Raw genomic sequence first — 13,327 nt, 5'->3', positions numbered from 1 at the left:
GGTGGCCGCGTGGACGTCGCGCAGGTGAAGGTCCGCGGGGTACCCGCCAGGCTGGGTCGCACACCGGCGGCCACCGGCTCGCGTCGATCGGCCCGAATCCGTGATCGAGCTCCCATCCGCCCAGGCCCTGCACTCGGACGCGGCCGGGTAACCACTAGGCTGCTCTCGTGAGTCTTGTGCTGCTACCCGCCGTCGATGTCGCCAACGGAGAGGCCGTGCGCCTCGTGCAAGGAGAAGCCGGAAGCGAAACCAGCTACGGCTCGCCTCGTGAGGCGGCGCTGGCCTGGCAGGAAGCCGGCGCGGAATGGGTGCACCTGGTCGACCTGGACGCGGCCTTCGGGCGCGGCTCGAACCGGGAACTGCTCGCCGGCGTCGTCGGCGAACTCGACGTCAAGGTGGAACTGTCCGGAGGCATCCGCGACGACGAGAGCCTGGAAGCGGCCCTGAGCACCGGTTGCGCCCGGGTCAACCTCGGTACCGCCGCGTTGGAGGACCCGGTCTGGTGCGCGAAGGCCATCGCCCGCCACGGCGAGCGCATCGCCGTCGGCCTCGACGTGCGCATCGTCGACGGCGAACACCGGTTGCGGGGACGCGGCTGGGTGAGCGACGGCGGCGACCTGTGGGAGGTGCTCGAGCGCTTGGAGCGCGACGGCTGCTCGCGCTACGTGGTGACCGACGTGACCAAGGACGGCACGCTCACCGGCCCGAACCTGGACCTGCTGCGCGAGGTCTGCGCGGCCACCGACGCCCCGGTGATCGCCTCCGGCGGCGTCTCCACCATCGCGGACCTGGTCGCGATCGCCGAACTGGTGCCGGAAGGCGTCGAGGGGTCGATCGTCGGCAAGGCGCTCTACGCGGGCCGGTTCACCCTGCCCGAGGCGCTGGCCGCGGTGAGATGACCCAGGAGCTGTCGGCACTGCTCGCGGAGGCGAGCGAGATCCTGGACTCGGTGCGCCCGCGGTTCATCGAGGGCATCGGCGCGCCGAGCGCGGTCGCCAAGGGCCGCAACGACTTCGCCACCGAGCTGGACTTGGAACTGGAACGCACCGTCTCCGCCGAACTGCGCAGACGCACCGGCATCGAGGTGCACGGTGAGGAGTTCGGCGGACCGCAACTCACCTCGGGTACCGCATGGGTGCTCGACCCGATCGACGGCACCTTCAACTACTCGTCCGGGCATCCGCTCTCCGGCATGTTGCTCGCGCTGGTTCGCGACGGCGAGCCGGTGCTCGGGCTGACCTGGCTGCCGCTGCTCGACCGCCGCTACGCCGCCATGACCGGAGGCCCAGTGCTGCTGGACGGGCGACCGCTGCCGCCGCTGCCGCGCGGCAAGCTGGCCGAGGCGATGATCGGTTTCGGCGCGTTCAACGTCGACTCGCACGGCCGCATCCCCGGCCAGTTCCGCTTCGACCTGCTCGGCCCGCTGAGCAGGCTGTCCTCCCGGGTGCGCATGCACGGCTCGACCGGCATCGATCTGGCGTTCACCGCCTCGGGCGTGCTCGGCGGCGCGATCGTGTTCGGGCACCATCCCTGGGACAACGCGGCGGGCGTCGCGCTGGTGCGCGCGGCGGGCGGAGTGGTCACCGACCTGGTGGGCGAGCCGTGGACCATCGCCTCCGGCTCCGTGCTCGCGGCCGCGCCCGGCGTGCACGAGGAACTGCTCGACATGATCTGCACGGTCGCCGATCCGGCGGCCGCGGAGAAAGGGTGAGGCAATGACGTTGGCCGTACGGGTGATCCCGTGTCTGGACGTCGACGCGGGACGCGTGGTGAAGGGCGTCAACTTCGAGAACCTGCGGGACGCGGGTGATCCCGTCGAACTGGCCGCGCTCTACGACGCGCAGGGCGCCGACGAGCTGACCTTCCTCGACGTGACCGCCTCCACCGGCGACCGCGGCACCATGATCGACGTGGTGACCCGCACCGCCGAGCAGATCTTCATCCCGCTCACCGTGGGCGGCGGGGTGCGCACGGTCGAGGACGTGGACCGCCTGCTGCGCGCGGGCGCGGACAAGGTCTCGGTGAACACCGCCGCGATCGCGCGGCCGGAGGTGCTGCGCGAGATGTCCGAGCGATTCGGCTCCCAGTGCATCGTGCTTTCGGTGGACGCGCGCACCGTGCCGCAGGGGCAACCCGACACCCCCTCCGGGTGGGAGGTGACCACCCACGGCGGCAAACGCGGCACCGGCATCGACGCCGTGGAATGGGCCGTGCGCGGCGCCGAACTCGGTGTCGGCGAGATCCTGCTCAATTCCATGGACGCTGATGGCACCAAGGCCGGTTTCGACCTGTCGATGATCCGTGCCGTGCGGGCGGCGGTCACCGTCCCGGTGATCGCCAGCGGCGGCGCCGGCGCGGTCGAGCACTTCGCCCCTGCGGTGCACGCGGGCGCCGACGCGGTGCTCGCGGCCAGCGTGTTCCACTTCGGCGATCTGACCATCGGCCAGGTCAAGGATTCGATGCGGGCGGAGAAGATCGTCGTCCGGTAGCGACTGGCGGAAATTCGCCGACCAGGAAGGCGGGTCGAAGCGGCGCGGTTGCATCGGGCATGACCATCGGAATCGCGCTGTCGCCGTTCGCCCTCGACGCCCCCGGCAACGCCGTGGACACGGCGGTGTCGCTGGGTGAGTCGGCGCTCGCCGCCGGAGTGTCGTCCGTGTGGTTCGGCCAGACGCTCAGCTACGACGCCATCGCGCTGGCCGGGATCGTCGGCCGCGCCGTGCCGGGACTCACGGTCGGCACGTCCGCGGTGCCGATCACGGCGCGTCATCCGCTGCTGATCTCCAGCCAGGCGCAGACCGCGCAGGCGGCCACCGGCGGCCGGTTCACCCTCGGGCTCGGCCTGGGCGCGAAATTCCTCGCCGACCCGGTCTTCGGCGGATCCTTCGACCGGCCGATCACCCGGCTGCGCGAGTTCCTCACCGCGCTGCGCACCGTGTTGCACACCGGCACGGTGGATTTCCACGGCGAGACGCTCACCGCCGCCACGCCGCTGCCCGCCGCGGTGGCCGGCGCACAGCCGCCGGTGCCGATCCTGGTGGCCGCCATGGGCCCGCAGGCCCTGCGCGTCACGGGTGAGCTGGCCGACGGCACCCTGCCCTTCCTGGTCGGCCCGAAGGCGCTGGCCGAGCACATCGTCGCACCGCTCACCGCCGCGGCCGAGCGGGCCGGGCGGCCCGCACCCCGGATCACCGTCCTGGTGCCCGGCGTGATCACCGCCGACCTCGATGCCGCCCGTGCGGCCGCCGCGGCCCAGACGACGTTCTACGACGACATCCCCTCCTATGCGCGGGTGATCGAGCTGTCCGGTGCCTCGCGGGCGGCGGAACTCGTGGTGATCGGCGACGAGGACCTGATCGCGGCCCGCGTCGCGGAGTACTTCGCGGCGGGCGCGACGGAGGTCGTGTTCTCGCAGACCGATCTGACCACCCCGGAGGACCAGCGGCGCACCTGGGCGGTGCTCGGCGAACTCCAGCGCTCCCGGGTGGGCTGATCGTGCACTCCCGGCGCGCTCGGTCGCGGGCGCCCTTGTTATAACGGTGCTATGAGTCTCGACCCCGCCATCGCCGCCCGTCTCAAGCGCAACGACGCCGGATTGGTTTCGGCCGTCGCGCAGGAACGCGCCACCGGTGACGTGCTGATGGTCGCGTGGATGGACGACGAGGCGCTGGCGCGCACGCTGGAAACCCGTAAGGCCACGTACTATTCGCGTTCCCGTCGGCAGTACTGGGTCAAGGGGGAGACTTCCGGCCACACCCAGTACGTGCACGAAGTACGACTCGACTGCGACGGCGACACGATCCTGCTGATCGTCGACCAAGAAGGCGCGGCCTGCCACACCGGCACGCACACCTGCTTCGACTCGGACGTGCTCCTGGCCGCGCGATCCTGAACCGGGGATGCCCCGAATGGGCGCTGTCGGACGTCGTTCGTCCTCAGCCCGCGCATGGCCGCAGTGAAGGCGGAGGTACGTTCAGGAGCCGTTCGGTTGCTGGTCGTCCCGGCTCGCGGGCGTGAGTTCGCCGAGACGGTCGAGTGCGTCGGCCAGCCGCTCGGCCAGCAGTTCGCCGAGTTCGGCGACCTGCGCCTTCTGCGCCTCGTCCAAGCCGTCGAACACCAAGTGCCGCACGGCTTCCAGATATCCGGGTGCGGCCTCGACGACCTTCAGGTACCCGTCGTCGGTGAGTACCGCGTGCACGCCGCGCCGCCCCGCCGTCGCCGAACGCTGTGCCCAGCCCATGCGCTCCAATTTGGACACCACATGCGACAATCGCGATAGCGATGCATTTGCCTTGTGGGCAAGCTCACTCATCTGCAGGCGATGGCCCGGTTCCTCCGACAACAGCGTCAGTACCCAGTACTCGAAATGCGTCACGCCGGACTCGCGCTGCAGCTGGGTGTCCAAGGCTCCTGGCAGCCGCGTCATCAGCGCCACGATCGCACGCCACGCGCGTTGTTCGACCGGGTCGAGCCACTTCGTCACTGTGTGCCTTCTTTCAAGCCAAGTGACGTGGTTTTGTTCGTTGTCCTAGTGATTGTCGAAAATCTTGTGCACAGTCACCCGCGACATTGAGTTTGCCACGACTTCGCTCGACCGTCATAAAGATGCCGCATGACGTGAGTTCACTCACACGTGGCGCGGCGGCGTGTCCTCGGCCTTCGGTTTCGCCGGGTGGGTGCGCCGCCACCTGCGCAGCAGCAACAGCGCCACGGCGACGAGGAACAACAGTGTCGCGATGACGGCGCCGGTGAGCGCGGCGCCACGGAAGGCGGGCGCGTCGACATCCAAGATCCGCTGACCCGCGTGGGCGGCACTGCTGTTGCCCAGCACGATGGTCAGCGTCATCAGGTTGGGGATGGCGCACAGGATCGCGACCACCGCGGCCGCTCCGGCCAGGAACCTGCCTGCCTTACGCCGCCACACCAGCACGGCGAACAGCAGCAGGAAAAGCGTGACGACGGTACAGAATCCGCCGTAGAACAGCCCCCAGCCGATGCCCTTGGCGAAGCTTCCGTGCACCATCGACCCGACCCGCTGCGCCCACCAGCGCGGGACGAACGCGGACAGGACGAAGTACGAGACGACCAGCACCGCGAGAATCGCCGCGCCGACGATGATCCGCGTGCGCCAGACGGCTGCCGCGGGTTTGCGCTCGCCCGGCTGCACGTCGGTCGAAGTCATGCGTCCAGCCTAGGCCGCGCCGTCATCGGGAATCGGTCACGGCGCGCGCTCTTTACGTACCCCCGGCCTTCGCTGCGGCCATGCGAAGGGCTGATACGGACTGGCCGACGCGCTCGTCTACCGGTTGCGCAGGTAGTTCAGCGCTTCGTCGGCGTGGACGGCGGCGCGCAGCTCGCCGGTGATGATCTTGCGGATGGTGCGGTCGGTGTCGATGACGAACGTTTGCCGCTTCACCGGTGCGAGTTTGCCGAGCAGCCCGCGCTTGACGCCGAACTTCGCGGCGACGGCGCCGTCGGCGTCGGAGAGCAACGGGTAGCCGAGGCGCTGTTTCTCGGCGAACCCGGCCTGGGTGTCCACGTTGTCGGCGCTGATGCCGACACAGGTGGCGCCGAGTGCGGCGAATTCGGCGGAGAGGTCGCGGAAGTGACAGGCCTCGGCCGTGCAGACGGGCGTGTTCGCCGCGGGATAGAAGAAGAGGACCAGAGGGCCGTCCGCCAGCAGCGCGTCGAGCGAGCGGCGAGTGCCGGATTGATCGGGAAGCTCGAAATCAGGGGCGAGCTGTCCTTGCTGCATACCCGGGAACACTACCGCGCGGTCGGTCGAATCGGGTATTTCGTGCGCGCCGGACCTGGTGCTCGTGCCCGCCGTGCGCTGTCCGCGATCCGATCGCGGCGCCGGTCATCGGGCACGAGCCGAGGGGTAGGGCGGCTACGCGCCGATGAGCGCCGCCACCTCAGGGTTCTTGATCGCCATCACATCGAGGATGCCGTGGGCCCGCAGGAACGGCCTCAGCTCTTTGATGCGGTCGCTGTGGACGGCGTATTCGTCGGGGAAGCGGTTCTTGTCGAGGGACTCCAGTGCTTTGACGTAGGTGACGAAGGACGCGAGCGCGTTGGCCGGGGCGCTTTGCTGGTAGGCCGGATGACTCGTGCCCCCGGTGCGCGGGGCGTGCGGGCGCGGGACGCTGTGGTTCGGGATGTGCCGAGAACCCTCGGGCGCTACCGATTGCGAGGGGTACATCAGTTGTCTCCTCTCGAGATGGATACCGCATGCGACGTGGAACGCCGCGAGTGTAGTGAGCCTCGCCACACCTTCGGCGACCGCGTGAGAACCGGACGGTCGACCTGATTTGTCGGGTTTGTCGCGCCGGGTCGCCGCGTCGGCGGCACCGCTCAATCGCCGGTCGGTCCGGCCTGGGATGATGAGTACATGGCAGGCGCGTCCACTCCCACCACCACGACCCGCGAGCAGTTCCATCAGCTGGCCGCGGAGCACCGGGTGGTCCCGGTCACCCGAAAGGTACTGGCGGACTCGGAGACTCCGTTGTCGGCCTACCGCAAACTCGCGGCCGACCGGGCGGGCACCTTCCTGTTCGAGTCCGCGGAGAACGGCCGGTCGTGGTCGCGCTGGTCGTTCATCGGCGCGGGCAGCCCCTCGGCGCTGACCGTCGTGGACGGCGAGGCGGCCTGGCTGGGCAATGTCCCGGCCGACGCGCCCTCCGGCGGCGATCCGCTGGTCGCGTTGCGCGAGACGCTGGAGCTGCTGCGCACCGAGCGGCTGCCCGGGCTGCCGCCGCTGACCGGCGGCATGGTCGGCTACCTCGGCTACGACGCGGTGCGCCGGATCGAGCGGCTGCCCGCCCTGGCGGTGGACGATCTGCGACTGCCGGAGATGGTGCTGCTGCTCGCCACCGACCTGGCCGCGTTCGACCACCACGAGGGCGCGATCACGCTGATCGCCAACGCGGTGAACTGGAACGGCACCGCCGAGCGCGTCGACGAGGCCTACGACGACGCGGTGGCCCGCCTGGACCGGATGACCGCCGCGCTCGGCGCGCCCGCCGACTCCACCGTGTCGGTGTTCGACCGGCCCGAGCCGCGATACCGGCGCAAGCGCACCACCGAGGAGTTCGGCGCGGGCGTGCGCCGCCTGGTCAAGGAGATCGAGGCGGGCGAAGCGTTCCAGGTGGTGCTGTCCCAGCGTTTCGAGATGGATTACGACGGTGCGCCGATCGATCTGTACCGGATGCTGCGCGCGTCGAATCCGAGCCCCTACATGTACCTGCTGCACATCCCCGACGGCGCTGGCGGCACCGCGTTCTCCATCGTCGGCTCCAGTCCGGAATCGCTGGTGACCGTGAAAGACGGTGTGGCGACGACACATCCGATCGCGGGCACCCGCTGGCGCGGCGGCACCGAGGAGGAGGACCTGCTGCTGGAGAAGGGCCTGCTCGCCGACGAGAAGGAGAACGCCGAGCACCTCATGCTCGTCGACCTCGGCCGCAACGACCTGGGCCGGGTGTGCGAGCCGGGCACCGTGCGGGTCACCGAGTACCGGCACATCGAGCGCTACAGCCATGTCATGCACCTCGTGTCGACGGTGTCGGGCCGGTTGGCGCCCGGACGGATCGCGCTGGACGCGGTGCGGGCGTGCTTCCCGGCGGGCACCCTGTCCGGCGCTCCCAAGGTGCGCGCGATGGAACTGATCGAGGAACTCGAGCCGACCCGGCGCGGCGTCTACGGCGGCGTCGTCGGGTACCTGGACTTCGCCGGTGACGCCGACACCGCCATCGCCATCCGCACCGCGCTGCTGAAGGACGGCACGGCCTACGTGCAGGCGGGCGCGGGCATCGTCGCGGACTCGGACCCGGAGTACGAGGACGTGGAGTCCCGCAACAAGGCGATGGCGGTGCTCAAGGCGATCGCGGCGGCCGGAACGGTGCGGGCCTACGGCACGGAACCCGGCGCGGCGGACGGCGGCACGCGATGACGGCTGCCCATCCCGGAGACGAACCGGACCGAGGGCGAGAACCGACCCCGGACACCGCGGGGCCACAAGCCGTTCCAGCGGCCGACGGCTCGGCCGGATCGGCGAGCGCGGAAGGCCATTCGCGCCGCAACTACCCCGTCGCTCCAGTGGCGTTGCTCGCCCTCGCCGCCGCCGCGCTGTGGGCGTCGTCCCGGATGACCTGGGTGACGGTCACCTCGTCGGACGGTCTGACCCAGCCCCGCACCGATCATCTGAACGGCGGCGTGTGGTTCGGCGCGCTGACACCGCTGGCGCTGGTCCTGCTCGCCTCGATCGCGGCCGTGCTGGCCACCAAGGGCTGGTTGCGTCGCGTGGTCGGCGTGCTGATCGCGTTGGTCGCCGCGGTGGCCGCGGTACCCGCGTTCGCGTTGCTGACCGATTCCGGCAAGACCGCCGAGCGGGCCGCGAAGCTCGCGGAGCTCCCGGCGCGCGCGCAGGTCGAGACGGCGACCACCTCGGCGTTCCCCGCCGTGCTCGCGCTGCTCGGCGCGATCGCCGCGTTCGGCGCTGGCGCCCTGCTGGCCCGCATGCCCGCCGAGACGGCGCGGCTGTCCGGCAAGTACGACAACCCGGTCTTCCGGCGCGCCGCCGCCACGGCCGAGGTCACGCAGCGGCGCGCGCAGTCTCCGGACGACCGGTCGGCACCTCAGCTGTCCGAGCGCGTGCTGTGGGACGCGCTGGACGCGGGCACCGACCCGACCGACGAACCGCAGGCCGGGCAGGCGTCCCCAGAAGATTCCGACCCGGGCGAGGCGGGCCGACGTGGCCGCTGAGCTGTCTCCGCGCGGCGGGTGTGGCGGGTGCCACCTTGCGCGGAGCCCTTCCGCATGGTTCAACCCCAGCCCCGGCGCGAACGCGCCCGGTAGGTCCATTTATTCTTTGACAGCATCGGTGAGACAGCGCCTGGGGGGATTCTCAGGTAGCAAGTCCGTCTCCCCAGAAAGGATTCGAGCCAGATGACGGTACTCGACTCGATTCTCGACGGGGTCCGCGCGGATGTGGCCGCTCGGGAAGCCCTGCTGGACTTCCAGGCGGTCAAGGCGGCCGCCGCGGCGGCTCCCGCGCCGCTGGACGCCCGCGCGGCGCTGCTCGAGGACGGCATCGGCGTGATCGCCGAGGTCAAGCGAGCAAGTCCGTCCAAGGGCGAGCTGGCGGACATCCCGGACCCGGCGAGTCTGGCCAAGGCCTACGAGGACGGTGGCGCGCGGATCATCAGCGTGCTCACCGAGGGCCGCCGCTTCAACGGGTCGCTGGACGACCTGGACGCGGTCCGCGCCACGGTGAGCATCCCGATCCTGCGCAAGGACTTCGTCGTCGGCCCGTACCAGATCCACGAGGCGCGCGCGCACGGCGCGGACGTCATCCTGCTGATCGTCGCGGCGCTGGAACAGGACGTGCTGTCCTCCCTGATCGACCGCACCGAGTCGCTTGGCATGACCGCGCTGGTCGAGGTGCACACCGAGGAGGAGGCCGACCGCGCGCTGGAGGCGGGCGCGTCGGTGATCGGCGTCAACGCCCGCAACCTCAAGACACTCGAGGTCGACCGCGACGTGTTCGCGCGGATCGCGCCCGGATTGCCCACCGAGGTCATCCGGATCGCCGAGTCCGGCATCCGCGGCACCGCCGACCTGCTGGCCTACGCGGGCGCGGGCGCGGACGCCGTGCTCGTCGGCGAGGGGCTGGTGACCAGTGGCGACCCCCGCGCGGCGGTCTCCGAGCTGGTGACCGCGGGCACCCACCCGTCCTGCCCGAAGCCGGCACGGCGGGGTCGGTGACCGGCGTGGCGGCGGTACCTCAGGCCAGCGACGGCGTCGCCCAGCGCAGCGGCCACGAGCCCGACGTGGGCGGGCACTTCGGCGTCTACGGCGGCAGGCACGTGCCGGAAGCGCTGATGGCCGTCATCGAGGAGGTCACCGCCGAGTACGAGAAGTCCCGGCTCGACGACTCCTTCCTCAACGAACTCGATCGGCTGCAGCGCGACTACACCGGCCGCCCGTCGCCGGTGTTCGAGTGCAAGCGGCTGTCCGAGCAGGCGGGCGGCGCCCGCATCCTGCTCAAGCGCGAAGACCTCAACCACACCGGCTCGCACAAGATCAACAATGTGCTCGGCCAGGCGCTGCTCGCCAAGCGGATGGGCAAGACCAGGGTGATCGCGGAGACCGGCGCGGGCCAGCACGGCGTCGCCACGGCGACCGCCTGCGCGCTGCTGGGCCTGGACTGCGTCGTCTACATGGGCGCGGTCGACACCGCGCGCCAGGCGCTCAACGTGGCCAGGATGCGCCTGCTCGGCGCCGAGGTGATCTCGGTGACCTCCGGTTCGCAGACGCTCAAGGACGCCATCAACGAGGCGCTGCGCGACTGGGTGACCAACGCCGACGACACCTACTACTGCTTCGGCACCGCCGCGGGCCCGCACCCGTTCCCGATGCTGGTGCGCGATTTCCAGCGCATCATCGGCCTGGAGGCCCGCGCCCAGGTGCAAGCCACCACCGGCCGGTTGCCCGACGCGGTCGTCGCCTGCGTCGGCGGCGGATCCAACGCCATCGGCATCTTCCACGCGTTCCTCGACGACCCCGGCGTCCGGCTGATCGGTTACGAAGCGGCCGGTGACGGCGTCGACACCGGCAGGCACGCGGCCACATTCACCGGCGGGACGCCGGGAGCGTTCCAGGGCGCCTACTCGTACCTGCTGCAGGACGAGGACGGCCAGACCATCGAGTCGCATTCGATCTCGGCGGGCCTGGACTATCCGGGCGTCGGACCCGAGCACGCCTACCTCAAGGACGTCGGCCGCGCCGAATACCGGCCGATCACCGACGCCGAGGCGATGGACGCCCTGCTGCTGCTCAGTCGCAAGGAGGGCATCATCCCCGCGATCGAGTCGGCGCACGCGGTGGCAGGCGCCCTGCAACTGGGCAAGGAACTCGGCGAGGGCGCGATCATCCTGGTAAACCTCTCCGGCCGGGGCGACAAGGACATGGACACGGCAGCGCGGTGGTTCGGGCTGTTCGACGAGCCGAAGGAGGAGGGCCGGTGAGCCAGCAGTCCCGCTTGGCGAACACCTTCGCCGCCTGCCGAGCCGAGGGCCGCGCGGCACTGATCGGCTACCTGCCCGCGGGCTACCCCGACCTGGCCGGTTCGATCGAGGTCGTGCGCGCGATGGTCGAAGCCGGATGCGACATCGTCGAGGTCGGCGTCGCCTACTCCGATCCCGTGATGGACGGCCCGACCATCCAGGCCGCCGCCGAACAGGCGCTGCGCGGCGGTGTGCGGGTACGCGACGTGTTCGCGGTGGTCGAGGCGATCACCGAAGCCGGGGGCAAGGCCGTCGTGATGAGCTACTGGAATCCCGTGCTCCAGTACGGCGTGGATCGCTTCGCGCGGGATCTGGCCGCCGCGGGCGGCGCGGGCATCATCACCCCGAACCTGATTCCGGAAGAGGCCGACGACTGGTTCATCGCCTCGTCCACGCACAACTTGGACCGCATCTTCCTGGTCGCGCCGTCGTCCACCGAGGAACGCCTGGTGAAGACGCTGGAGGCCAGTCGCGGCTTCGTCTACGCGGCCTCGACCATGGGCGTGACCGGCGCGCGGGACGTGGTGTCCTCGGCCGCACCCGCCCTGTGCGCGCGGATCCGGGCCCACTCCGACATCCCGATCGGCGTCGGCCTCGGCGTCCGCTCGGGCGAGCAGGCCGCCGAGATCGCGTCCTACTCCGACGGCGTCATCGTCGGCTCGGCGCTGGTGAGCGCGGCGGGCCGAGGGCTGGACGCGGTGCGAGCACTCACCGCGGAGCTGGCCGAAGGCGTGCGGTCGGCGACCGTCGCGTCCTAGCAACCGGTCGGAGTCCAGCGCAGCGCACGGTTCGAAGCCCGTCCGACGGGCTCCGACTTCCGGACTTCGGACCCGGTAGCCGCCGAATCGCCATGATCCGGGCTCGACACGGGCGTGCTCTGGGCGTCTTCGGCGAACCCCGACGCGGCGAGGGCGGTGCGGTGGTGGCGGGCCGGTCGAGCATCTCCGCTACGGTGGCCCCGTGACGTTACGAGTCCTCGCAGACAGTGTCCTGGCCGACGGCGGCGTCAGCGGCGCCGTGCTGGCCTACCTCCCCAGCCCCGCGCGCGGCGTCTGGCAGCTCGGTCCGTTCCCGCTGCGGGCGTATGCCCTGTGCATCATCCTCGGCATCATCGTCGCGATCTGGTGGGGCGAACGGCGCTGGCGCGCTCGCGGCGGCCAGCCCGGCGCGATCCTGGACGTCGCGATGTTCGCGGTGCCGTTCGGCCTGGTCGGCGGCAGGCTCTACCACGTGGCCACCGACTGGCAGAAATACTTCGGCGCGGGCGGCCACCCGGTCGACGCGCTGAAGATCTACCAAGGCGGGCTCGGCATCTGGGGTGCGGTGCTGCTGGGCGGCATCGGAGCGTGGATCGGCTGCCGGGTATACAAGATCCCGTTGCCCGCTCTGGGTGACGCGGTCGCGCCGCCGATCCTGCTGGCGCAGGCCATCGGCAGGCTCGGAAACTACTTCAACCAAGAGCTCTACGGGCGCGAGACCGACCTGCCGTGGGGCCTGGAGATCTACCGGCGGGTGGGCGACGACGGTCAGCTCGACATGATGAACGGCGGCTCCACCGGCGTGGTCGAAAAGATCGTGCACCCCACCTTCCTGTACGAGCTGCTGTGGAACCTGCTGGTCGTCCTGCTGCTGGTGTACGTGGACCGGCGTTTCCGGATCGGTCACGGACGGCTGTTCGCGCTGTACGTCGCCGGCTACTGCTTCGGACGGTTCTTCGTCGAACTGATGCGCGCCGACGAGGCGACGAAGATCGCGGGCATCCGGATCAACTCGTTCACCTCCGCCCTCGTGTTCCTGGCCGCGATCGCCTACTTCGTGTTCGCCACCAAGGGACGCGAGACGCCCGAGCAGTTGCAACCCGGCGCGAGCCCCCGGCCGTGGCCGTGGCAGCTCCGCGCGCTGCGTGCCGCCGCAGCGGCGCCGACCGAGAAGTCCTCGGGTACCGGCGAATTCGAGAAGGCCGGGTCCGCCGCCGACGCAGCCGGCACCGGGACGTCCGCTGCCGAGCTGGGCGGACATCCTGATGGCTCCGAAAACGGTTCGGCGAAAACGAATTCCGGCACGGCCGCGTCGGACAAGGGCTGATCGCCGCCGGTCGCCGCGACGGCCCGATCCGTCGCGGGCGGCCTCGACTCTGCTCGGCGGCAACGATCGGGCGATCCGCCGCGATAACCACTGGTAGCGCCGAACGCTCCGGAGGCGACAACCCGGTCGTTCCCGGTGACAATGACTCGTGATCGTGACGAGCCGCGGTTCGGCGA

General features: G+C 70.6%; 15 protein-coding genes. 11 read left to right on the top strand and 4 right to left on the bottom strand.

Going from position 1 to position 13,327, the window contains the following annotated elements; all coding sequences use genetic code 11:
• The first annotated feature begins 167 nt into the window (after positions 1-167).
• Genes priA through hisI form a run of 5 tightly spaced genes read left to right on the top strand, consistent with a single transcriptional unit; the run spans position 168 to position 3,892 of the window.
• Positions 168-899, top strand: a complete 732-nt coding sequence (gene priA, locus AB0L97_RS17530) for a bifunctional 1-(5-phosphoribosyl)-5-((5-phosphoribosylamino)methylideneamino)imidazole-4-carboxamide isomerase/phosphoribosylanthranilate isomerase PriA (protein ID WP_355078269.1) — start codon at positions 168-170, stop codon at positions 897-899.
• Positions 896-1,711, top strand: a complete 816-nt coding sequence (locus AB0L97_RS17525; RefSeq protein ID WP_355078268.1) for an inositol monophosphatase — start codon at positions 896-898, stop codon at positions 1,709-1,711. Before priA ends, AB0L97_RS17525 begins: the two co-directional genes overlap by 4 nt.
• Positions 1,712-1,715: 4 nt before the next feature.
• Positions 1,716-2,489: an imidazole glycerol phosphate synthase subunit HisF gene (hisF, locus tag AB0L97_RS17520; protein ID WP_355078267.1), complete on the top strand. Its 774-nt coding sequence runs from the start codon at positions 1,716-1,718 to the stop codon at positions 2,487-2,489.
• Between the two features lie 59 nt (positions 2,490-2,548).
• Positions 2,549-3,493, top strand: coding sequence for a TIGR03564 family F420-dependent LLM class oxidoreductase (locus AB0L97_RS17515; RefSeq protein ID WP_364430463.1), 945 nt, complete (start codon positions 2,549-2,551; stop codon positions 3,491-3,493).
• 51 nt (positions 3,494-3,544) lie between these two features.
• A complete protein-coding gene (gene hisI, locus AB0L97_RS17510) occupies positions 3,545-3,892 on the top strand; it encodes a phosphoribosyl-AMP cyclohydrolase (RefSeq protein WP_195082714.1) in 348 nt (115 codons plus the stop codon).
• Between the two features lie 81 nt (positions 3,893-3,973).
• Here hisI and AB0L97_RS17505 read toward each other — a convergent pair whose 3' ends face one another.
• The 4 genes from AB0L97_RS17505 to AB0L97_RS17490 form a co-directional block, all read right to left on the bottom strand.
• A complete protein-coding gene (locus AB0L97_RS17505; protein WP_356967890.1) occupies positions 3,974-4,426 on the bottom strand; it encodes a MarR family transcriptional regulator in 453 nt (150 codons plus the stop codon).
• A 201-nt stretch (positions 4,427-4,627) separates the two neighbouring features.
• Positions 4,628-5,182: a permease gene (locus AB0L97_RS17500; RefSeq protein ID WP_356967798.1), complete on the bottom strand. Its 555-nt coding sequence runs from the start codon at positions 5,180-5,182 to the stop codon at positions 4,628-4,630.
• A gap of 117 nt (positions 5,183-5,299) precedes the next feature.
• Positions 5,300-5,755, bottom strand: a complete 456-nt coding sequence (locus AB0L97_RS17495) for a peroxiredoxin (RefSeq protein WP_356967800.1) — start codon at positions 5,753-5,755, stop codon at positions 5,300-5,302.
• Positions 5,756-5,890: 135 nt separating this feature from the next.
• Complete coding sequence (locus AB0L97_RS17490) at positions 5,891-6,202, bottom strand: hypothetical protein (protein WP_355078262.1); 312 nt, start codon at positions 6,200-6,202, stop codon at positions 5,891-5,893.
• A gap of 189 nt (positions 6,203-6,391) precedes the next feature.
• Here AB0L97_RS17490 and AB0L97_RS17485 point away from each other — a divergent pair, with 189 nt between their 5' ends.
• The 6 genes from AB0L97_RS17485 (at position 6,392) to lgt (ending at position 13,151) form a co-directional block, all read left to right on the top strand.
• Positions 6,392-7,951: an anthranilate synthase component I gene (locus tag AB0L97_RS17485; protein ID WP_364430456.1), complete on the top strand. Its 1,560-nt coding sequence runs from the start codon at positions 6,392-6,394 to the stop codon at positions 7,949-7,951.
• The gene (locus AB0L97_RS17480; protein WP_364430453.1) at positions 7,948-8,763 is read left to right on the top strand and encodes a TIGR02234 family membrane protein; all 816 of its coding nucleotides are present in this window, start codon (positions 7,948-7,950) and stop codon (positions 8,761-8,763) included. Before AB0L97_RS17485 ends, AB0L97_RS17480 begins: the two co-directional genes overlap by 4 nt.
• 183 nt (positions 8,764-8,946) lie before the next feature.
• Positions 8,947-9,765: an indole-3-glycerol phosphate synthase TrpC gene (gene trpC / locus AB0L97_RS17475; RefSeq protein WP_039797261.1), complete on the top strand. Its 819-nt coding sequence runs from the start codon at positions 8,947-8,949 to the stop codon at positions 9,763-9,765.
• Entirely contained in the window at positions 9,762-11,027 is a 1,266-nt protein-coding gene (trpB, locus tag AB0L97_RS17470) for a tryptophan synthase subunit beta (protein WP_364430449.1), read from the top strand. Before trpC ends, trpB begins: the two co-directional genes overlap by 4 nt.
• On the top strand, positions 11,024-11,824 hold the full coding sequence (gene trpA / locus AB0L97_RS17465; protein ID WP_355078258.1) for a tryptophan synthase subunit alpha: 801 nt from the start codon (positions 11,024-11,026) through the stop codon (positions 11,822-11,824). The genes trpB and trpA overlap by 4 nt, the downstream gene beginning before the upstream one ends.
• Positions 11,825-12,026: 202 nt before the next feature.
• Entirely contained in the window at positions 12,027-13,151 is a 1,125-nt protein-coding gene (gene lgt / locus AB0L97_RS17460) for a prolipoprotein diacylglyceryl transferase (protein ID WP_364430445.1), read from the top strand.
• Positions 13,152-13,327 lie beyond the last annotated feature (176 nt).

This window comes from Nocardia sp. NPDC051911 (assembly GCF_040681035.1).
Lineage (GTDB): Bacteria > Actinomycetota > Actinomycetes > Mycobacteriales > Mycobacteriaceae > Nocardia > Nocardia sichangensis.
The sequence above is the reverse complement of the archived record's forward strand: the minus strand, read 5'-3'. Positions and strand labels throughout refer to the sequence as shown.

What these genes read in the sequence shown, in the direction of transcription:
- AB0L97_RS17525 (WP_355078268.1), top strand. Translation starts at nt 896, where the DNA reads ATGACCCAGGAGCTGTCGGCACTGCTCGCGGAGGCGAGCGAGATCCTG.
- hisF (WP_355078267.1), top strand. Translation starts at nt 1,716, where the DNA reads ATGACGTTGGCCGTACGGGTGATCCCGTGTCTGGACGTCGACGCGGGA.
- AB0L97_RS17515 (WP_364430463.1), top strand. Translation starts at nt 2,549, where the DNA reads ATGACCATCGGAATCGCGCTGTCGCCGTTCGCCCTCGACGCCCCCGGC.
- hisI (WP_195082714.1), top strand. Translation starts at nt 3,545, where the DNA reads ATGAGTCTCGACCCCGCCATCGCCGCCCGTCTCAAGCGCAACGACGCC.
- AB0L97_RS17505 (WP_356967890.1), bottom strand. Translation starts at nt 4,426, where the DNA reads ATGACGCGGCTGCCAGGAGCCTTGGACACCCAGCTGCAGCGCGAGTCC.
- AB0L97_RS17500 (WP_356967798.1), bottom strand. Translation starts at nt 5,182, where the DNA reads ATGACTTCGACCGACGTGCAGCCGGGCGAGCGCAAACCCGCGGCAGCC.
- AB0L97_RS17495 (WP_356967800.1), bottom strand. Translation starts at nt 5,755, where the DNA reads ATGCAGCAAGGACAGCTCGCCCCTGATTTCGAGCTTCCCGATCAATCC.
- AB0L97_RS17490 (WP_355078262.1), bottom strand. Translation starts at nt 6,202, where the DNA reads ATGTACCCCTCGCAATCGGTAGCGCCCGAGGGTTCTCGGCACATCCCG.
- AB0L97_RS17485 (WP_364430456.1), top strand. Translation starts at nt 6,392, where the DNA reads ATGGCAGGCGCGTCCACTCCCACCACCACGACCCGCGAGCAGTTCCAT.
- AB0L97_RS17480 (WP_364430453.1), top strand. Translation starts at nt 7,948, where the DNA reads ATGACGGCTGCCCATCCCGGAGACGAACCGGACCGAGGGCGAGAACCG.
- trpC (WP_039797261.1), top strand. Translation starts at nt 8,947, where the DNA reads ATGACGGTACTCGACTCGATTCTCGACGGGGTCCGCGCGGATGTGGCC.